Source organism: Pseudarthrobacter sp. C1, from assembly GCF_034720455.1.
GTDB lineage: Bacteria > Actinomycetota > Actinomycetes > Actinomycetales > Micrococcaceae > Arthrobacter.
This window is the reverse complement of record NZ_JAYESK010000001.1, coordinates 119,293-139,350: the sequence shown is the minus strand read 5'-3', so window position 1 is coordinate 139,350 and position 20,058 is coordinate 119,293. Positions and strand designations below refer to the sequence as shown.

Sequence of the window (20,058 nt, the reverse complement as noted above, 5' to 3'; positions counted from 1 at the left end):
TCGTGGACAGCACTGCGGGCGCCGCGCGGCCGGTTGACTGGGCCGCGCTGGAGGCATCCGCCGTCGCCGCCATGCGCCACGCCTACGTTCCCTACTCGAAGTTCCCGGTGGGAGCGGCGGCACTGACCCACGACGGCCGTATTGTCAGCGGCTGCAATGTAGAGAACGCCAGCTACGGCCTTACCCTCTGCGCCGAGTGCGCGCTGGTGGGCAACCTGCACATGACCGGCGGCGGGCTGCTCCGCGCCTTCTACTGCGTGGACGGCAGCGGCAACATCCTCATGCCCTGTGGACGCTGCCGCCAGCTGCTGTACGAGTTCCGCGCCCCGGACATGGAGCTCATGACGACCCAGGGCATCAAGTCCATGGACCAGGTGTTGCCTGACGCCTTCGGTCCCGAACACCTGAAGGAAACATAATGACTGACAAGGTGACAGAGACCCGCGCAGTGGACAACATTGCCGAACCCTTCGACGCCGTCGACATCATCCGCGTAAAGCGGGACAAGGGCACCCTCAGCCCGGAACAGATCGACTGGACCATCGATGCTTACACCCGCGGCGCCATCGCGGACGAACAGATGGCAGCCCTGAACATGGCCATCCTGCTCAACGGCATGGACCGCACCGAGATCGCCCGGTGGACCGCTGCGATGATCGCGTCCGGCGAACGCATGGACTTCTCCAGCCTTCGCCGGCCTGACGGCGGCCTGAAGTACACGTCTGACAAGCATTCCACGGGGGGCGTGGGGGACAAGATCACCCTGCCGCTCGCGCCGTTGGTTGCGGTTTTCGGGGTCGCCGTACCGCAGCTCTCCGGCCGGGGCCTTGGCCACACCGGCGGCACCCTGGACAAGCTTGAATCCATCCCTGGCTGGCGTGCCTCCCTCAGCAATGAGGAAATCCTGGCCCAGCTCCAGGACGTGGGCGCGGTGATCTGCGCCGCTGGCGCCGGCCTGGCCCCGGCGGACCGGAAGCTGTACGCACTGCGGGACGTCACGGGCACGGTTGAAGCCATTCCCTTGATTGCCTCCTCCATCATGAGCAAGAAAATCGCGGAAGGGACCGGCTCCCTGGTCTTGGACGTGAAGGTGGGCAGCGGCGCCTTCATGAAGGATGAGGCCAGGGCCCGGGAGCTTGCCGAGACCATGGTGGCGCTGGGCAAGGACGCAGGAGTGAACACCGTGGCACTGCTCACCAACATGGATACCCCGCTGGGACTGACCGCGGGCAACGCCATCGAGGTCGAAGAATCCTTGGAGGTGCTTGCCGGCGGCGGCCCGGAGGACGTGGTGGAGCTGACCGTCAGGCTCGCCGAGGAAATGCTGGCCTCGGCGGGAGTGAACGACGCAGATCCGGCCGCCGCCCTCAAGGACGGCCGCGCCATGGATGTCTGGAACCGCATGATCGAAGCCCAGGGCGGCGATCCGCGGGCCAAGCTTCCGGCGGCCCGGGAGTCCGAGGTGGTCTACGCCCCGGCGGACGGCGTGCTCGTGGAACTTGATGCCCTGGCCGTCGGTGTTGCAGCCTGGCGCCTGGGCGCCGGCCGTGCCCGCAAGGAGGACGCCGTGCAGGCCGGTGCCGGGGTCCGGATGCACGCCAAGCCCGGCGCCGTGGTCCGGGCCGGCGAGCCCCTGATGACGCTGCTCACGGACACCCCGGAACGGTTCGCGCGGGCGAAGGAGGCGCTGGAGCACGCAGTGGTCATTGCGCCCGAGGGATCTCGGCCGGCGCAGCGGCTGATCATCGACCGAATAGCATAGGGATCCATGCAGGCCATCAATGACTTCATCCTCGCCGCAGCCGGGCAGCCCTGGGTGCTGGTCCTGGTGCTGGCCTGCTGCGTCATTGACGGCTTCTTTCCGCCCATCCCCAGCGAGTCGGTGGTGGTGGGCCTCGCCGCCGTTGCCGCCACCGCGGACGTCCCCAACCCCTGGGTCCTGATGCTGGTGGCTGCACTGGGGGCATTCTCGGGGGACAACATTGCCTATCTGATCGGCCGCAAGGTGGGCACCAGGAGATGGGGGTGGATGCGTAACCCCCGGATGCAGAGCGCCTTCCGGTGGGCGGGCAGGGAACTGCGGAAGCGTCCGGCCTCGCTCATCCTCGTGGCGAGGTTCGTTCCGATCGGGAGGGTGGCAGTGAACCTGACAGCGGGCTTCACGCATTATCCCCACGTGCGTTTCATCGGCCTCACCGTTCTGTCCGCGACCCTCTGGGCCGGCTACTCCGTGGGGATCGGGCTGTTTTTCGGGCAGTGGTTCGAGGACAACCACCTTTTGGGCGCCGCCATCGCCATCATCTGCGCCGTGGCGCTGGGGATCCTTGTGGACCTGGGCATCAACCGCCTCCGTCGCCGACCTCCGATGGTGGAACGGATGAAGGAACCGGAAGCGTAGTTGAAGCGTTGTTCCAGGAAGGCCAGGGCGTAGCGAATCGCGCCTTGGCCATGGGACACTTAGGAACGATTTCCGCTTTGGCTGCGCCACTTACGGCTATGCCATTTTGCATAGGAGCAAGACCCGCGTGGAGTTTATTAATGAGGCCGTGCTCCATGCAGCTGGTCAGTGGTGGATTTACCCGATACTGCTCGTGTTCTTCTTCGTTGACGGCTTCGCGATGGTGGTCCCCAGCGAGACCCTGATCGTGGCACTGGCGGCCTTTTCCCGGCACAGCGGGGAGCCCAATCTTTGGATCCTCGGCCTGACAGCCCTGGTTGGGGCCATTGCCGGGGACAATATGGCGTTTATGCTCGGACGGCGGATTGGCCTGGACCGGTGGAAGTGGATGCGCCGCCCCAAGGTCCAGAAAGCCTTCGGCTGGGCCCGCTACGAGCTCGAAAAGCGCGGCGCCGTGCTGATCTTTACTGCCCGCTACATTCCGTGGGGCCGGGTGGCCGTCAACTACGTGGCCGGCAGCACGGGCTTCGCCCACCGGCGCTTCTTCCTGCTGGATGCCTTCGCCTGCATCACGTGGGTGGGCTATTCGATTGGCATCGGCCTGCTGGCCAGTTCGTTCCCCTGGCTCCACCACAATCCGCTGCTCAGCGCGGGCATAGCCGTGGTCTTCGCCATCGTGCTCGGCATCCTCATCGACCACGTCCTGCGCTGGTGGCACAAGCACCTTGCCCGCAACGACGCCGAAGAGGTTGATGAGTGGCTTGACGGCGGTCCCTCCGGCGCCCGGGGCCCCGGTAACGGCAGCTCGGCCATCCTCGCTCCGGCGGCCCGGGACGGCAAGCCAGCCGCTAATTAGCGGCTGGCTTTGAACTCCCGCCCACCCTAAGGTGGGAAGGTGACTGAGCCCATTGTTGACGCTGCCCCTGCCATCGATTTCGACCTGAAGAACCTGCCGAAGGTCTCCCTCCACGACCACCTGGACGGAGGACTGCGTCCGGCCACCATCATCGAACTGGCCGAGGCCGTTGGCCACACGCTGCCTTCCACCGATCCCGTGGCGCTGGGCGAATGGTTCCGGGAGTCTGCCAACTCCGGCTCGCTGGTCCGCTACTTGGAAACTTTTGACCACACCGTTGCCGTCATGCAGACCCACGAAGGCCTGTTCCGGGTGGCCAAGGAGTTCGTTGAGGACCTCGCTGACGACGGCGTGGTGTACGGCGAAGTCCGGTGGGCGCCCGAGCAGCACCTCCAGAAGGGCCTCACGCTGGACCAGGCGGTGGAGGCCGTGCAGGAGGGACTCGAAGCCGGCGTCGAAGCCGTAGGGGAGAGCGGACGCGAGATCCAGGTGGGCCAGCTCATCACCGCCATGCGCCACGCGGACCGCGGGCAGGAGATCGCTGAACTCGCCGTCCGCCACCGCAACAAGGGCGCCGTCGGCTTCGACATCGCCGGAGCCGAGGACGGCTTCCTGCCTTCCCGTTTCCGGGACGCCTTCACCTACCTGGCCCAGCAGAACTTCCCGGCCACCGTGCACGCCGGCGAGGCCGCCGGGCTGGACAGCATCCAGTCCGCCCTGGTGGACGGCCGCGCCCTGCGGCTGGGACACGGCGTCCGGATTGCCGAGGACATCATGGTGGAGTTCGACGACGATGCAGAGGACACGATTGGCCTGGTCACCCTGGGCGACCTTTCCAGCTGGATCCGCGACCGCGGCATCGCCCTGGAAATCTGCCCCTCTTCCAACCTCCAGACCGGTGCGATTGCCGGGTTCGGCGAGGGCATCGAAAGCCATCCCCTGGACATGCTCTACCAGCTCGGCTTCAACGTCACCATCAACACCGACAACCGGCTGATGAGCGGTGTCACCCTGACCGACGAGTTCGAACTGCTGGTGGAAACCTTCGACTACGACCTCGATGACCTGCTGGAGCTGACGCTCAACGCGGCCGAGGCTGCCTTCCTGCCGCTCGAGGAGAAGGAAGCCCTGGTGGAGTACATCAACGACACCTACGCGAACCTTGGCTGAAACTCCCGCCGAAGGACTGGTGGCGGTCATAGCGCAACTGCGGGAACACTGCCCGTGGATGGGCGCCCTGACGCACGCCTCCCTGGTGGAATACCTGCTGGAAGAGGCGTTCGAGGTGGCCGAGACCATCGAGGCCGGCGTGCCGGCGGAGAAGGATTTCGACGTCGAGCTCCAGGGCGAGCTGGGCGACGTCCTGCTTCAGGTGGTCCTGCACGCCCGCCTCGCTGAGGAACGCGGCGCCTTCACGTTCGACGACGTCGCGCGCGGCCTGGGTGCCAAGATGGTCCGCCGCAACCCGCACGTGTTCCGCCCGGACGGCTCACTGCAGGACAGCTTTCCCGCAACGGTCGAGGAGATCGTGCAGAAGTGGGATGCGGTGAAGCGGGCGGAGCGGCCGGAGCGGCAGGATCCGTTCGAAGGGATCCCGCTGGCCCTGCCGGCGCTCGCGAGTGCGCAGAAGTCCATCGACCGCGCGGCAAGGGCAGGCGTCGAACTGCCTGCACAGGCTCCCATCCCGGAAACGGAAGAAGAACTCGGCGAGCTGCTGCTCGCCGTCGTACGCGCCGCACACGCCAACGGATTCGACGCTGAGCGCGCCCTCCGCGGGGCCGTGCGGAACTACCAGCAGCACGTCCCGCAGCAGCACCAACAAAGTTAGCCGCACCATCATGACGTCCGGGGGTGGATAGTTTTCCGTAACCCGGACCACTCTCGACTACGCTGGTCTGTGACGAGTACGTCGAGTCTTTCTGCAAGATCCCCCCGTTAATCGCCCATAAGGAGCAAAATTCATGGCGCTTATCGATGCCATCCACGCCCGCGAGATCCTCGATTCCCGTGGCAACCCGACCGTAGAAGTTGAGGTACTGCTCTCCGACGGCCAGATCGGCCGCGCCGCAGTTCCCTCCGGTGCTTCCACCGGTGAGCACGAGGCTGTTGAACTGCGCGACGGCGACAAGGGCCGTTACCTCGGCAAGGGCGTCCAGAAGGCCGTGGACGCGATCATCGACCAGATCGCTCCGGCCCTGACCGGCTTCGACGCCACCGACCAGCGCAGCATCGACCAGGCCATGCTGGACCTGGACGGTACCCCGAACAAGGGCAAGCTGGGCGCCAACGCCATCCTGGGCGTTTCCCTGGCCGTTGCCAACGCAGCCGCCGCCTCCGCGGACCTGCCCCTCTACAAGTACCTCGGCGGACCGAACGCGCACGTCCTGCCCGTGCCGCTCATGAACATCCTCAACGGCGGCTCCCACGCGGATTCCGACGTCGATATCCAGGAATTCATGGTTGTGCCGCTGGGTGCCGAAACCTTCTCCGAGGGCCTCCGCTGGGGCGTTGAGGTCTACCACGCGCTCAAGTCCGTCCTGAAGGAAAAGGGCCTCGCTACCGGCCTGGGCGACGAAGGCGGCTTCGCGCCGAACCTGCCGTCCAACCGTGCAGCACTGGACCTGATCCAGGAAGCCATCAAGAACGCCGGCTACACCCCGGGCAAGGACATCGCGCTGGCCCTGGACGTGGCCTCCTCGGAGTTCTTCACCGACGGCGCCTACCAGTTCGAAGGCAAGTCCCTGACCTCCGCCGAGATGAGCGCCTACTACGCCGAACTCGTGGCGGACTACCCGCTGGTCTCCATCGAGGACCCGCTGGACGAGAACGACTGGGACGGCTGGAAGACCCTCACCGACTCCATCGGCGACAAGGTGCAGCTGGTGGGCGACGACCTCTTCGTCACCAACCCCTCCATCCTGCAGCGCGGCATCGACACCAAGACCGCCAACTCTCTCCTGGTGAAGGTCAACCAGATCGGTTCCCTGACCGAGACGCTCGACGCCGTCAGCCTGGCCCAGCGTGCCGGCTACACCACCATCACCTCGCACCGCTCCGGCGAAACCGAGGACACCACCATCGCCGACATCTCGGTGGCCACCAACGCCGGCCAGATCAAGACCGGCGCCCCCGCCCGCTCCGAGCGCGTGGCCAAGTACAACCAGCTGCTGCGCATCGAAGAGGAACTCGACGACGCCGCCCGCTACGCAGGCCGCAGCGCGTTCCCGCGTTTCAAGGGCTAGTAGCCGCGTAAAGCAAACAACGGTGGCTATGGTTGAAAGACCATAGCCACCGTTGTTGTTTCGGCAGCATTTGTTTCAGCCCAGATAGTGGCGGCCCAGGCAGGCTGCGCGTTTCAGGAGTGTCATGGCTACCCGCCGTCCCAAAGTTCCCAAGGTCGCCCCATCCCGCGCCGCAAAGGAAGCCCCCGAGGGCGCGGACGTCATCCTCGCGGACTTCGGCCCGGGCAAGGACACGACGGCAGGAGACGCGGCCGGCGCACAACCGGCCGGCACCGCAGCCGGGCGCCGGGACCAGGCCTCCCGCAAGGGGCCTGAACAGGCCCGCCGCAAGGGCAGCAGCGCCACCGACGGCAAGGCAGGCCCGGCGGCTCCCGCAGACGACGAAGACCAGCAGCCGGTACCGGCCAAGGCGTTCTCCGGGCGGATGCTGGCGCTGGCCGTGGTGATGATTGCCATCACCATCATGCTTGCGCCCACAGTGAAGATCTTCTTCGACAAGAAGGCCGAGATTGACGCGCTGAATGCCGATATCGCTGCCCGCCAGGCGGAAGGCGACACCCTGCGGCAGCAGGTGTCCCGCTGGCAGGACCCCAACTACGTGAAGCAGCAGGCCCGCGACCGCATTAACATGGTTATGCCGGGAGAAACCGGCTACTGGGTCTTCGGCAGCGATCTGCCGGCCGGAGAAACCAGCAGCCAGGCCGGTGCAGCAACACAAGACCCCGCCGATCTGCCGTGGGTGGATTCCCTGTGGGAGTCCATCACGCGCGCGGCTACAGACTGAACCGCAACAGGAAGGACGGCCCGCCACAGTGGAACACAACACGGCAGCCGCCCGGGACGAATCCCGCCAACCATCAGCGCACGATCTTGAAGTCCTGAGCCGCCAGCTGGGACGGCCGGTCCGTGATGTGGTGGAAATTCCTGCCCGCTGCGTCTGCGGCAATCCGCTCGTGGCCGCCACGGCTCCCCGGCTCAGCAACGGGACTCCGTTTCCCACCACCTTTTACCTGACACACCCGGTCATCACCTCAGCGGTGTCGCGGCTCGAAGCCGCAGGCGTCATGAACGAGATGAATGAACAGCTGGCCGGTGATGAAGAACTGTCCGCGGCCTACCGCGCAGCACACGAAGACTACCTCGCGGCCCGCGACGCCATCGGGGAGCGGTCCGGCATCGGGGCTGTCCCCGAGATTGACGGAATCTCCGCCGGAGGCATGCCCACGCGCGTCAAATGCCTGCACGTCCTGGTGGGGCACTCCCTGGCCGCCGGGCCCGGGGTCAACCCGCTCGGGGACCAGGCGCTGGCCGGCATCACCGAATGGTGGACCGCGGACAGGTGCTACTGCGACGGCGCCTGGGACACCACGGGCGAGGCACCGTCCAGGGACCTGAGCCGCCACGGGCCCCAGGGCCTGCCGGACATCGTGGGCCGGCCGGCCCCGGTGCGGAAATCCGCCGACACGGCTGGAGCCGCGGAGTGACACGCGTTGCGGCCATTGACTGCGGCACCAACTCCATCCGCCTCCTGATTGCCGACGTTGAACGGACCAACGGCACTACCTCGCTCAAGGACGTGGTGCGGGAAATGCGCGTGGTGCGGCTGGGCCAGGGGGTGGACGCAACGGGCGAGCTGGCACCGGAGGCGCTGGAGCGCACGTTTGCGGCAACCGCTGACTATGCTGCGCTCATCCGCGACCATGGCGCCGCCAGGGTCCGTTTTGTTGCAACCTCGGCCAGCCGCGACGCACGCAACCGGCAGGTCTTCGTGGACGGGATCCGCGACCTGCTTGGCGTGGAGCCCGAAGTGATCTCCGGCGACGAGGAAGCCGCCTTGTCCTTTGCCGGAGCCAGCAGCGTGCTGCCCATCCTGGACGGGCACGAGGTGCTGGTGGTGGACCTGGGCGGCGGCAGCACCGAGTTCGTCCTGGGTACGGCTGCCGGGGTCACGGCCGCAAAGTCCGTGGATATCGGTTGCGTCCGCCTAACTGAGCGGCACCTCCAGGACGATCCCCCCACTGCCCAACAGATAGCGGACGCCGAAGCGGACGTGGACGCAGCCATCGCCCGCGCCCGCCGCGACGTGCCGCTGGAACGCGCCACCGCCGTCGTCGGTGTTGCCGGGTCCATCACCACCATCACCGCACACGCGCTCGGACTGGCCGAGTACTCGCCGGCTGCAATCCACGGCACCGAACTGCCCCTGGAAACCGTCCGGGCGGCCTCCACCGGCCTTCTGGAGATGACCAGGTCGGAGCGGGCCGCGCTGCCCTACATGCACCCCGGGCGGGTCGACGTGATCGGTGCCGGAGGGCTGGTGTGGCGGCGCATCCTGGAACAGCTGGGGGAGCTGACCGGCGGCCGCGTCGCCACAGCTACCGCCAGTGAGCACGACATCCTCGACGGCATCGCCCTGAGCATCGGCTGAGCGGATGCACTACTTCATTCCACGGGCGACGCCCCCGCTTCGCCGTGCCGCCGCAGCGCTGCTTGCCCTGCTCCTGGCTGCCTGCTGCCTGGGTACCGGCCTTTTCGCCGCTCCCGCAGCGCACGCGGACGAATGGCGGGACAAGCAGTACTGGCTTCCTGAGTCCGGCATCACCAAGGCCTGGGAAGTTTCCAAGGGTGCGGGGGTCAAGGTGGCCATCATCGACAGCGGCATTGACGCGCAGCACCCTGACCTGAAGGGCGCCGTAATCGGCGGCTACGACGCCTCCGGCTCGGGCCAGCCGGACGGACAGAAAAGCGTGGGCGTGAAGCCGGAACACGGCACCCTGGTGGCCACGATGCTTGCCGGACGCGGACACCAGCCGGCCAGTGCCAGCCCCAGCCCCAGCCCGGCGCCCGGCCCGGCCGGCCTGCCCCCGGAAGGAATCGTAGGCGTGGCACCCGAGGCGCAGCTCCTCTCCGTCTCCACGTGGCTGGGTTCCACCAACCCCTCCGGCAAGAGCGACCAGGACCAGATCCCGGAAGCTGTCCGCTGGGCGGTGGACAACGGGGCAAAGGTCATCAATATCTCGCTCGGCAGCACTACTCCGCAGTGGCCCCAGAGCTGGGATGCGGCGTTCCTTTACGCCGAGCAGAAGGACGTGGTCATCGTTGCGGCTGCCGGAAACCGGGTGGGCGGCAACATCCAGGTGGGGGCTCCGGCCACCATCCCCGGCGTCCTCACGGTCGCCGGCCTGGACCGCAAAGGCGTGGCCAGCGTTGACGCCTCCTCCCAGGGCATCAGTATCGGCGTGGCCGCCCCGGCGGAGAACCTGCTGGGCGGCCTTCCGGGCGGTGGCTACGCCGAATGGGCCGGAACGTCCGGCAGTGCCCCCATTGTTTCCGGCGTGGCGGCACTGATCCGCTCCAAGTGGCCGGCCATGAGCGCAGAGCAGGTGATCAACAGGATTGTGTCCACGGCCAAGGATGCCGGGGCGCCGGGGAAGGATCCGCTGTACGGCTTTGGCGTGCTGAACGCCGAGGCGGCGCTGAAGGACGATGTCCCGGAAGTCACCGGCAACCCGCTCGGGTCCATCGCCGAATGGATCCGGGTCCACCGCAGGGGAAACCTGGCTTCTCCCGCGCCGCTGCCCACCACCGACGTTCCCAGCGCGGTCCCCACGCTGCCCGAAGCAACGGTGCCTGCAGCTGAGGCGCCCTCGAAGCGTGACAGTGCCATCGGCGCCGCCGTCGTCATTGGCTTTGCCGTGCTGTTCGTGGCGATCATCGCGGCCGCCGCGGTCCAGCTGCGCCGGGCCGCCAGGAACCCCGCCCTGCTCAGTGAAGAAGCGGAAACGGGGGCTGTCCAAAGGGTGGAATCCCGCGGAAAACCCGAGATTACGGGCCGAACTCCCAGTTAGTGAAGATTTTCACAAACTGTTGTATTCTTAAACCCATGGCAACCACCCCAGAGCTCCAGGACCGTCCCAGGGTACTCGTCGTCGGCGGCGGGTACGTCGGCCTGTACGTAGCACTCAAACTGCAGAAGAAGATCGCGAATGCCGGTGGCATCGTCACCCTCGTGGATCCACTGCCCTACATGACCTACCAGCCCTTCCTCCCTGAGGTAGCCGGCGGAAACATCGAGGCCCGCCACGCTGTGGTCTCCCACCGCAAGCACCTCCAGCAGACCGAACTGATCCAGGGCCGCGTTACCTCGATCGACCACGAGAACCGCACCGCGGTTGTGGCTCCCGCCGACGGCGGGGCTCCCTTCGAGGTTCCGTACTTCGACGTCGTCCTGGCGGCCGGCGCCATCACGCGTACGTTCCCCATCAAGGGACTCGCGGACAAGGGCATCGGCCTGAAGACCATCGAGGAAGCGGTTGCCCTCCGCAACAAGGTCCTGGAGCGCATCGAACTGGCCTCCACCATGACCGATCCCGCTGCCCGCGCCAAGGCCCTCACCTTCGTGGTGGTCGGCGGCGGCTTTGCCGGCATCGAATGCATCACCGAGATGGAGGACCTCGCCCGGGCCGCCGTCCGGAACAACCCGCGCATCAAGCAGGAGGAAGTCCGCTTCGTCCTGGTTGAGGCCATGGGCCGGATCATGCCCGAGGTCACCGCCAAGCAGGCTGAGTGGGTTGTGGAGCACCTCCGCAGCCGCGGCATCGAGGTGCTCCTGAACACCTCGCTGGACAGTGCCGAAGGCACCCTCAAGCTCATCAACCTTCCGGACAAGTCCCCGGCCCAGGAGTTCGAAGCGGACACCCTCGTGTGGACCGCCGGCGTGCAGGCCAACCCCATGGTCCGCTCCACCGATTTCCCGCTCGAGCCCCGCGGCCGCGTCCGCGTCCTGCCGGACCTCCGCATCGCCGGTGACGAAGGCATCATCGAGAACGCCTGGGCCGCCGGCGACGTCGCGGCTGTTCCGGACCTCACCGGCAAGGGCCTCCCGGACGGCACCTGCGTCCCCAACGCCCAGCACGCCCTCCGCCAGGCCAAGCGCCTCGCCAAGAACCTGTGGGCTTCCCGCTGGGACAAGCCGCTCAAGGACTACAAGCACAAGAACCTGGGCGCTGTAGCCGGCTTCGGTGAGTGGAAGGGCGTCGCCAACATCAACCTGGTTGGCAGCATCGGCCTCAAGGGCGGCCTCGCGTGGCTTGCGCACCGCGGCTACCACGGCCTCGCCATGCCCACGTTCGAGCGCAAGTTCCGCGTGATCCTGAACTGGGTCATCGCCTTCTTTGCCGGCCGCGACACCACCCAGCTCATGGACCTGGACAACCCCCGGGGCGCCTTCGTGGCAGCAGCCGCCCCGGCACCCAAGCCGGCGGCTGCGCCGGCTCCGGCACCCGCTCCGGAGCCCGCCGCTGTGCCCGCCGGATCCGGTTCCACGGCGACGGCACCTGCCGCTGCCGAAGCCAAGGAAACCGTTTCGGCCAAGGCCAAATAGCGCCTGCGCCGCGCCCTGCGCTGCAACGTCCGACGGCGGCTGTCCCCTTCCAGGGGGCAGCCGCCGTTTGCGTGGGCCCCGCAGGATGTGTCCGGGCCGGCCGCACTTCCCGCCGACGGCGTTGCCCGGCTTCTAGACTGGCACCATGACTGGCGAAAAAAACCTCGAGGCACTGTTGGCCGGGATGCATCCGGTACAGCGCGACGGCGAATACGTCTACGTGCTGTGGCCCTACGGGAAGGCGCTGGTGGAGGGCATCGAGGCGGCAGTCCGCGAGGCGGAAGGCCTGACGGTGGTGCTGCCCCGGGCGGTGGCGGACAGGGAAGGCCTGCCCTACGACTTCGTGGGTGCGTGGATCACCCTGCAGGTGCATTCCGCCCTGGAGGCTGTAGGCCTCACCGCCGCCGTCAGCAAGGCGCTCACCGAGGCAAGGATCAGCTGCAACGTGCTGGCCGGCTTCCACCATGACCACCTGCTGGTGCCGGTGGCGGATGCGCCCCGGGCCCTGGAGGTCCTTGCCGAGCTTTCCGCGCGGAGCCGGCCGGCGCCGCCGTCGGAGCTGGTGCTGCGCGACGAAACGCCGGAGGACCGGGAAGCGATCCTGGCCCTCACGGCTGATGCCTTCGCCGTCTCGCCGGTCACGGGGTTGCCCGTGGAGGGTGAGCCGGTGGAGGTGCGGGTACTGCGCGGGCTTTTCGAGTCGGAGGAGTACCTGCCGGAGTTCAGTGTGGTGGCGGTCCAGGACGGCAAAGTGGTGGGCCACGTCATCAGCACCCGGGGCTGGGTGGGCGACCACCCGCTGCTGGGCCTGGGGCCCCTCGGGGTCACGCCGCGGCTCCAGCGGCACGGTATTGGTTCGGCGCTCATGAAGGAGACCATCAGCCGGGCGAACGCTGCCGGGGAGAGCGGCATCGCCCTCCTTGGCAGCCCCGCGTATTACTCCCGGTTTGGTTTTGTCCCGGCCACGTCGCTGGGGGTCCTGCCGCCCGAGGAATCGTGGGGAGACCACTTCCAGCTGCTGCCGCTCGCGCTCTGGCCGGGTGGAGTCCACGGCACCCTCCGGTACGCCGAACCATTCAGGCGCGTCTGACGGGATACCATTGACCGGGCGCCCCAGTAGCCCAATTGGCAGAGGCAGCGGACTTAAAATCCGCGTGTTGTGGGTTCGAGTCCCACCTGGGGTACAAAAGCAGGCCAAGGGCCCAAGAAACGGAAGCCGTCCGCACGCAGCGGGCGGCTTCCGGCGTTTAATTCCACATATGCAACTACTGTTATAAGGATGTGACCTCAGTCACTTATCTTCCCCGTGTATATGCATTAGCTTGAAACTAAATCAGGAACACCTGGTTTTTTCGTGTCAAAGGCCGTTCGCACCTTTAGATCGAGGAGCTCGTAAATGACTTTATTCCCCCAGGCGGGAACCCGTGTTGCCAAGCTGACAGCGCTTGGCATCGGCGTTGCCTTCATGGCAACGGCATGCGGCGGTTCGTCCACACCCACGGCAACCGAATCTTCCGCCACCGGATCTGCGGCAGGAATCGCGTGTCCGGCAGCTGAGGGCGGCGGAGGCGCGGCCGCCAGCCAGGCTGCCGACACCCCCTCGGTGCCGCCGTCAACCGCCACTACTGAAACCCCGCTGCGGATTGGCTCGCTCCTTCCCACCACCGGCTCGCTGGCCTTCCTCGGCCCGCCCGAAATCGCCGGCGTCAACCTTGGCATCGAGGAAGTCAACAAGGCGGGCGGCGTCCTGGGCAAGCCGGTCGAAGTAATCCACCGCGACTCCGGTGACACCAAGACCGACATCGCCACGCAGTCCACGTCCGCGTTGCTGGGCCAGGGGGTCAGTGCCATCATCGGTGCAGCGTCCTCCGGTGTATCCAAGACGGTCATCAACCAGATCACCGGCGCCGGTGTCATCCAGTTCTCACCGGCCAACACCTCCCCGGACTTCACCACGTGGGATGACAAGGGCCTGTACTGGCGTACAGCGCCCTCCGACGTTCTCCAGGGCAAAGTGCTCGGCAACTACATGGCCACCTGCGGCGCGCAGACCGTGGGCATGATCGTCCTCAATGACGCGTACGGAACCGGGCTGGCCAAGAACATCAAGTCGGCCTTTGAATCGGCCGGCGGCCAGGTTGTGGCGGAGGAGCTCTTCAATGAGGGCGATACCCAGTTCAGCAGCCAGGTGGACAAGGTCATTGCCGCCAAGCCCGATGCCATCGCCCTGATCACCTTTGACCAGGCCAAGAGCATCGTCCCGCTGATGACGGGCAAGGGCGTCAAGCCCACCCAGATGTTCCTGGTGGACGGCAACACCTCCGACTACAGCAAGGACTTCCAGGCGGGCACCCTGAAGGGCGCGCGGGGCACCATCCCGGGCACCTTCGCCCAGGAGAACTTCAAGAAGAAGTTGCTGGCCATCGACCCCGCCCTGAAGGACTACAGCTACGCCGGTGAATCCTACGATGCCGTCAACCTGATCGCGCTGGCAGCCGAGTCGGCGAAGAGCACCAAGGGCGTGGATATTGCAGCCAAGCTCAAGGAAGTCTCTCAAGGCGGCGAGAAGTGCACGTCCTACGCCTCCTGCGTCACGCTGATCCGTGCGGGCAAGGATGCGGACTATGACGGCCAGTCCGGCCCGGTGACGTTCTCTGACGCCGGTGACCCGACGGAAGCCTACATCGGCATCTACGAGTACCAGGATGACAACAAGTACAAGGCAGTCAAGGAAGAGTTCGGCAAGCTCTAACAGCCCCGCCTGATACACAAAGGAGCCCCCGTCCAAGAGGACGGGGGCTCCTTTGCGCGGTGGTGCTATTCGACGGTGTCGGCCAGCGTCCCGAGGTAGAGCTGGATGACTTTGGGGTCCTTCATCAGCTCGCGGCCGGTGCCGGTGTAGGCGTCCCGGCCCTGGTCCAGGACGTAGGCGCGGTCGCAGATCTGCAGGCAGCGCCGGGCGTTCTGTTCCACCATGATCACCGAGACCCCTGCGCGGTTGATCTCATGGACACGCAGGAAGGTCTCGTCCTGCTTGACGGGGGAGAGGCCCGCGGAGGGCTCATCAAGCAGCAGCACGGCCGGGTCCATCATCAGGGCACGGCCCATGGCCACCATCTGGCGTTCGCCGCCGGAGAGCGAGCCGGCCCGCTGCGCGCGCCGCTTGCCCAGTTCCGGGAACAGGCCGGCCACGAAGTCGAACCGTTCGGCGAAATCCTTGGGCCGCTGGAACATGCCCATCTGCAGGTTTTCCTCGATGGTCAGCGTGGCGAACACATTGTTGGTTTGCGGGACGAAGCCCACCCCGCGGGACACCAGCTTGTTCGCCTTCAGCCCGGTGATGTCCTGGCCGCGGACCACCACCGTGCCCGAATGGACCTTCACCAGGCCGAACATCGCCTTCAGGAGGGTGGACTTGCCGGCGCCGTTGGGGCCGATGATGCCGATCAGTTCGCCTTTGCGGGCCTCGATGCTGCAGCCGTTGAGGATATTGACTCCCGGCAGGTATCCCGCCACAAGGTCGGTGACCTTGACCACCGAATCCCCGTCAATGACCGGGTGTGCGGCCGGTGCCGCGCTGGTGCTGCTCATTGGCTGTCCTTCCCTGTGTTGCCTGTGTCCGTGCTGCCGTGGCGGCCCCGGGCCCCGCCCGGGCGGTCCTCGTCCGCCTCCTTGGCCACAACGTCGAGCGAGATGATGCCCGCATTTTCCGTTCCGACGATCGATTCCTCGTCCGCAACAAGTTCGGCTGCAAGCTCCTTGAGGCCTTCGGAGTCACCGAGGTCGACGTCGTGGTGTGCACCCAGGTAGGCGTCGATGACGGCAGGGTTCTTCATCACTTCGCCTGGCGGGCCTTCCGCGACCACCTTTCCCTCGGCCATGACCACAACCCAGTCTGCGATGTGGCGGACCATATGCATGTCGTGTTCCACGAACAGGACTGTCATGCCTTCGGCTTTGAGGTTCTTGATGTGGTCCAGCAGCGACTGTGTCAGGGCCGGGTTGACGCCTGCCATGGGTTCGTCAAGCATCACCAGCTTGGGCCGCACCATGAGGGACCTGGCCATCTCCAGGAGCTTGCGCTGGCCGCCGGACAGCGACGCCGCGTAGTCGTCCTTCTTGGCGTCGAGCTTGAACTTCTCCAGCAGCACGTCGGCTTCGCCGGTGATTTGTTTCTCCCGGCCGCCCCACATGCCTTTGAACAGCGCCTTGGACAGCCGCTCGCCGGGCTGGTTTGCCGCACCGAGGCGCATGTTTTCCATCACGGTCAGCTTGCCCATGACCTTGGTGAGCTGGAAGGTGCGCACCATGCCCATCCGCGCCACCTTGTAGGGAGACACTCCGGCGAGGCTCTTGCCTTCGAACTGCCACTTACCGGTATTGGGTGTGTCAAAGCCGGTGAGCAGGTTGAAGAGGGTGGTCTTGCCTGCGCCGTTGGGGCCGATGAGCGCCGTGATCTTGTGGCGGGGGATTTCGAGGTACTCGACGTCCACCGCATTGATGCCGCCGAAGCTGCGGGTCACGTTTTCCGCCACCACGATGGGGTCGCGCTTTTTGCAGCCGGGCCCCACTTCTCCGGCCGCGATGGGCCGGGTGTCGGTCATGTAGTCCAACTCGCCCGTACCGGCCGGTGTGGGTTCTTCGCTGTGCATGCTCATGCGAACGCCAGCTCCTTCTTGTTTCCAAAGACGCCCTGGGGCCTGAAGATCATCAGCAGCATCAGGGCGACGCCAACCAGGATGTAGCGCAGCTGGCCGGCCTGGACCGTGTTCAGCCACGTGATGGCCCCTGACTCGATCAGGCCGTAGAGGATGCCTTGGGTCAGTGACAGCACGACCCAGAAGATCATCGCGCCGATGACCGGTCCGAGCACGGTGCCCAGGCCTCCCAGCAGGAGGCAGGTGTAGAGGAAGAACGTCAGCTCAGTGCCGTAGTTGGCCGGCTGCACCGCTCCGCGGGGGAGGGTGAAGATCATGCCGGCGAGTGCGCCAAGGACGCCGCCGATAATGAGTGCCTGCATCTTGTAGGCATAGACGTTCTTGCCCAGGGACCGGACCGCGTTCTCGTCTTCGCGGATGCCCTTGAGGACGCGTCCCCAGGGGCTGCGCATCAGCAGCCACACCAGGGTGCAGCAGAGGGCCACCAGTGCCCAGCCCACCACGCGGATGAAGAAGTCGCGGTTGTTCATGCCGAAATAGGAGCCCTCAGGGAACGGGTTCATTGCGTAGAACCCGCCTTCGAAGGCCGCCAGCCCGTTGGCCGATCCGGTCACCGAGGTGAGCTGGTTGGTGGTCACGATGTACCGGACGATTTCCGCCGCTGCAATGGTCACGATGGCGAGGTAGTCTGCCCGGAGCCGCAGGGTGGGAATGCCGAGAAGCAGCGCAAAAATTGCGGAGGCAATGATGGCGATCAGCAGTCCCACGAAGAACGGGACACCGAAGGTGAGGGTGGAGATGGCGAAGCCGTAGGCTCCCACCGCCATGAAGCCGGCCTGGCCGAAGTTCAGCAGGCCGGAGTAGCCGAAGTGCACGGCGAGCCCGAGGGCGGCCAGGGCGTATGCGGCCGTCGTCGGGCTGAAAATTTCACTTGCAGCGCTGGCAAGAATGAATCCAAAATCCATGGCTGTCTCCTAACCCACGCGCTCGCGCCGGCCCAGGATTCCCTGCGGCCGGAACAATAGGACAACGATCATGATGAACAGGGCACCCACGTACTTAAGGTCAGCGGCAAGGCCGAACACGGTGGTCAGCTCCACGAAGATGCCCACGATGATGGAACCGATCAGGGCGCCGAAGACCGTGCCGAGGCCGCCCAGGGTGACGCCGGCGAAGATCAGCAGGAGGATGGCCGAGCCCATGTCGAAGGTGACTCCGGGACGGTAGTACGCCCAGAGGATCCCACCCAGGGAGGCCAGCATGCCGCCGGTGATCCAGACAATCCGGATGACGGAGTCGACGTCGATGCCCGAGGCGGCCGCAAGGGCCGGGTTGTCGGCTACCGCACGGGTTGCCTTGCCCAGCCTGGTCTTCAGCAGCACGATGCCGATCAGGGCGATCACCACCGCGCTGATCCCGAGGGACCAGAGGTTGTTGGGCGAGATGGAAACCGGGCCCAGCTGGATTTCGGGGCTCTGTGCGAACGGCAGCTGCTGGGTGGCACCGCCGAAGTAGAACTGGATGACGTACCGGACGGCAAGTGCAAGTCCGATGCTGACGATCATCATGGGCACCAGGCCGGTGCCGCGCCGGCGCAGCGGCCGCCACAGGCCCCGGTCCTGGGCATATCCGAACAGGCCACCGCCCAACAGGGACAGGATCAGGGCCAGCCAGAAGGGAAGACCGATGGCGTTAAAGGCAAACACCAGCACCGCTCCAAGGGTGACCATCTCGCCGTGGGCGAAGTTGGTGAGCCCGGTGGTGCCGAAAATCAGGGACAGGCCAACTGAGGCGAGGGCAAGGAGAAGGCCGAAGCTCAGGCCGGCCACGAGGCGGTTGAGCAGGTTTTGGCCGAAGTCCTGCTGCTGCACCACGATGCCCTTGCCGAAGGCGAAGATCACAGACAGGTTTGAGGTCTGGCTGAAGGTCACCTGGCGCGGATTCTCCTGGCCATCAGCCAGCTTGATGCCCTCGGGAAGGGTCGATTCGTCCAGTTCCACCGTGTACGTGCCCTGATCGGGGACGCCGATGTTCCAGGATCCGTTCGCGGACGACTTGGCCGTACCGGTGAAGCCGTCCTTCTTGGCCGTGATGGTCACATCCGCCAGGGGTGCGCGGGTGTCATCGCGGAGAAATCCACTGATGTTGTTTTGGAATGTCTGGTTCGACGGGGATGGTGTCGGAGCCGGGGAAGTGGCCTGCGATGCCGGTGCTGCCACGAGAAGGATTGCCAGGATGGAGGCGCTTACGGCTCCCATTAACCTCAGCAACCCACGGCGTCCTCCGGCCGGCCGGCCTTGGGGTGTACTTCTCAAATTGAAAAACCTCCACTTGGGGGGCGGTCTCGGCTGCGCCTTTGCAGCCGTTGCGAACGGATGCAGGGAGGGGATGGTGCCAATCTGGCGCGGCACCGCACGTGTGTGAGTTCCGTCACCCTGCTTGGCTTATGGTACAGCGCGGATGTTGCGGGAAATGCCGAGGTTCAGGCGCCGATGGTAGCGATCGGATAACAACTCCGCCGTCCTGACGGGGGCGGGGAACTTTCACGGGTGCAATTACGTGAGAATTGGTACCGTAAACCTTAAGGTTTCAACACATCCCTATGGAGGAATCCAGCAATGGCACTTGGCGGCAACCCGATCTTCAACGGAAAAAGCTTCCGTGGAGCCACCCAGGCACCGCCTGTCCCGCAGGCTCCCTACGGACACGCGCCCTATGGCCAGCAGCCGTACGGGCAGGCACCCTACGGCCAGCAGGCATACGGCCAGCCACAGAACATGACCACTGAGCAGCTGCAGCAGATGTACAGCCAGCCCGCTGCGGGCCCGGCGGACACCGGCAGGATGACCTTCGACGACGTCATCGTCAAGACCGCCGCCTGCCTCGGAGTGCTGCTCGCCGGTGCCGCGGTGACAATGTTCGTCAGCATGGGCCTGGCTTCGCTCCTGATGATCGTTGGCGCGCTGGGCGGCTTCGTGCTTGCCCTGGTCAACACTTTCAAGAAGCAGCCGTCGCCGGCACTGATTCTTGCCTACGCAGGCCTTGAAGGCCTCTTCCTCGGCGGCCTCACCCGGGTCCTGGACACCATGTACCCGGGAGTGGGGCTTCAGGCTGTGCTCGGCACGCTGTCCGTGTTCACGGTGACGCTGCTCCTGTTCAAGAGCGGCAAGGTGCGCGCCACCCCGAAGGCCATGAAGTTCTTCATGATCGCTTTGGTTGGCTACGCCCTCTTCTCCGTCGTGAACCTCGTCATGATGATGACCGGCCTGACATCGGAACCCTTCGGGCTGCGCAGCGGCATCATCGGCGTCGCCATCGGCATCCTGGCCATCGGCCTCGCGGCATTCTCCCTGGTCATGGACTTCACCAGCATCGAGGAGGGCGTCCGCAATGGCGCTCCCCAGCGCTTCTCCTGGACGGCCGCATTCGGCCTGACGGTCACGCTGGTATGGCTCTACGTGGAGATCATCCGCCTGCTGTCCATCCTGCGCGGGGAAGAGTAGCGCACAAGGCGGCAACCG

General features: G+C 65.9%; 19 protein-coding genes and 1 tRNA gene. 16 read left to right on the top strand and 4 right to left on the bottom strand.

Going from position 1 to position 20,058, the window contains the following annotated elements; all coding sequences use genetic code 11:
* Positions 1 to 2: 2 nt before the first annotated feature.
* The 15 genes from U7114_RS00610 (at position 3) to U7114_RS00540 (ending at position 14,631) form a co-directional block, all read left to right on the top strand.
* Positions 3 to 419: a cytidine deaminase gene (locus tag U7114_RS00610; RefSeq protein WP_323056238.1), complete on the top strand. Its 417-nt coding sequence runs from the start codon at positions 3 to 5 to the stop codon at positions 417 to 419.
* On the top strand, positions 419 to 1,762 hold the full coding sequence (locus U7114_RS00605; RefSeq protein ID WP_157238749.1) for a thymidine phosphorylase: 1,344 nt from the start codon (positions 419 to 421) through the stop codon (positions 1,760 to 1,762). Before U7114_RS00610 ends, U7114_RS00605 begins: the two co-directional genes overlap by 1 nt.
* A gap of 6 nt (positions 1,763 to 1,768) precedes the next feature.
* The gene (locus tag U7114_RS00600; protein WP_157238748.1) at positions 1,769 to 2,398 is read left to right on the top strand and encodes a DedA family protein; all 630 of its coding nucleotides are present in this window, start codon (positions 1,769 to 1,771) and stop codon (positions 2,396 to 2,398) included.
* A gap of 127 nt (positions 2,399 to 2,525) precedes the next feature.
* A complete protein-coding gene (locus tag U7114_RS00595; RefSeq protein WP_323056237.1) occupies positions 2,526 to 3,254 on the top strand; it encodes a DedA family protein in 729 nt (242 codons plus the stop codon).
* A 39-nt stretch (positions 3,255 to 3,293) separates the two neighbouring features.
* Complete coding sequence (locus U7114_RS00590) at positions 3,294 to 4,424, top strand: adenosine deaminase (protein WP_323056236.1); 1,131 nt, start codon at positions 3,294 to 3,296, stop codon at positions 4,422 to 4,424.
* Positions 4,425 to 4,482: 58 nt separating this feature from the next.
* Positions 4,483 to 5,082, top strand: a complete 600-nt coding sequence (locus U7114_RS00585; RefSeq protein WP_323056489.1) for a MazG nucleotide pyrophosphohydrolase domain-containing protein — start codon at positions 4,483 to 4,485, stop codon at positions 5,080 to 5,082.
* Between the two features lie 133 nt (positions 5,083 to 5,215).
* Positions 5,216 to 6,496 (top strand): phosphopyruvate hydratase, encoded by a 1,281-nt coding sequence (gene eno / locus U7114_RS00580; protein ID WP_157238746.1) that lies wholly within the window; start codon positions 5,216 to 5,218, stop codon positions 6,494 to 6,496.
* A 124-nt stretch (positions 6,497 to 6,620) separates the two neighbouring features.
* Positions 6,621 to 7,280 carry an FtsB family cell division protein gene (locus U7114_RS00575; RefSeq protein ID WP_157238745.1) on the top strand — a complete coding sequence of 220 codons (660 nt, stop codon included), beginning with the start codon at positions 6,621 to 6,623 and terminating at the stop codon, positions 7,278 to 7,280.
* A gap of 28 nt (positions 7,281 to 7,308) precedes the next feature.
* A complete protein-coding gene (locus U7114_RS00570) occupies positions 7,309 to 7,980 on the top strand; it encodes a DUF501 domain-containing protein (RefSeq protein WP_323056235.1) in 672 nt (223 codons plus the stop codon).
* The gene (locus U7114_RS00565) at positions 7,977 to 8,924 is read left to right on the top strand and encodes a Ppx/GppA phosphatase family protein (protein ID WP_321215715.1); all 948 of its coding nucleotides are present in this window, start codon (positions 7,977 to 7,979) and stop codon (positions 8,922 to 8,924) included. Before U7114_RS00570 ends, U7114_RS00565 begins: the two co-directional genes overlap by 4 nt.
* Positions 8,925 to 8,928: 4 nt before the next feature.
* Positions 8,929 to 10,344: a S8 family serine peptidase gene (locus U7114_RS00560; RefSeq protein ID WP_323056234.1), complete on the top strand. Its 1,416-nt coding sequence runs from the start codon at positions 8,929 to 8,931 to the stop codon at positions 10,342 to 10,344.
* A gap of 35 nt (positions 10,345 to 10,379) precedes the next feature.
* A complete protein-coding gene (locus U7114_RS00555) occupies positions 10,380 to 11,879 on the top strand; it encodes an NAD(P)/FAD-dependent oxidoreductase (protein ID WP_157238743.1) in 1,500 nt (499 codons plus the stop codon).
* Between the two features lie 145 nt (positions 11,880 to 12,024).
* Positions 12,025 to 12,969: an N-acetyltransferase gene (locus tag U7114_RS00550; protein ID WP_323056233.1), complete on the top strand. Its 945-nt coding sequence runs from the start codon at positions 12,025 to 12,027 to the stop codon at positions 12,967 to 12,969.
* 20 nt (positions 12,970 to 12,989) lie between these two features.
* Positions 12,990 to 13,063 (top strand) — tRNA-Leu (locus U7114_RS00545).
* 212 nt (positions 13,064 to 13,275) lie between these two features.
* On the top strand, positions 13,276 to 14,631 hold the full coding sequence (locus tag U7114_RS00540) for an ABC transporter substrate-binding protein (protein WP_157238741.1): 1,356 nt from the start codon (positions 13,276 to 13,278) through the stop codon (positions 14,629 to 14,631).
* Positions 14,632 to 14,696: 65 nt separating this feature from the next.
* Here U7114_RS00540 and U7114_RS00535 read toward each other — a convergent pair whose 3' ends face one another.
* From U7114_RS00535 to U7114_RS00520, 4 genes are read right to left on the bottom strand one after another with little or no spacing between them, the layout of a single operon-like run.
* Complete coding sequence (locus U7114_RS00535) at positions 14,697 to 15,470, bottom strand: ABC transporter ATP-binding protein (RefSeq protein WP_157238740.1); 774 nt, start codon at positions 15,468 to 15,470, stop codon at positions 14,697 to 14,699.
* The gene (locus tag U7114_RS00530) at positions 15,467 to 16,537 is read right to left on the bottom strand and encodes an ABC transporter ATP-binding protein (protein WP_157238739.1); all 1,071 of its coding nucleotides are present in this window, start codon (positions 16,535 to 16,537) and stop codon (positions 15,467 to 15,469) included. Before U7114_RS00530 ends, U7114_RS00535 begins: the two co-directional genes overlap by 4 nt.
* Positions 16,534 to 17,502, bottom strand: a complete 969-nt coding sequence (locus U7114_RS00525; RefSeq protein ID WP_157238738.1) for a branched-chain amino acid ABC transporter permease — start codon at positions 17,500 to 17,502, stop codon at positions 16,534 to 16,536. Before U7114_RS00525 ends, U7114_RS00530 begins: the two co-directional genes overlap by 4 nt.
* Before the next feature lie 9 nt (positions 17,503 to 17,511).
* Positions 17,512 to 18,795 (bottom strand): branched-chain amino acid ABC transporter permease, encoded by a 1,284-nt coding sequence (locus U7114_RS00520; RefSeq protein WP_323056232.1) that lies wholly within the window; start codon positions 18,793 to 18,795, stop codon positions 17,512 to 17,514.
* 360 nt (positions 18,796 to 19,155) lie between these two features.
* Here U7114_RS00520 and U7114_RS00515 point away from each other — a divergent pair, with 360 nt between their 5' ends.
* The gene (locus U7114_RS00515; RefSeq protein ID WP_157238736.1) at positions 19,156 to 20,040 is read left to right on the top strand and encodes a Bax inhibitor-1/YccA family protein; all 885 of its coding nucleotides are present in this window, start codon (positions 19,156 to 19,158) and stop codon (positions 20,038 to 20,040) included.
* Positions 20,041 to 20,058 lie beyond the last annotated feature (18 nt).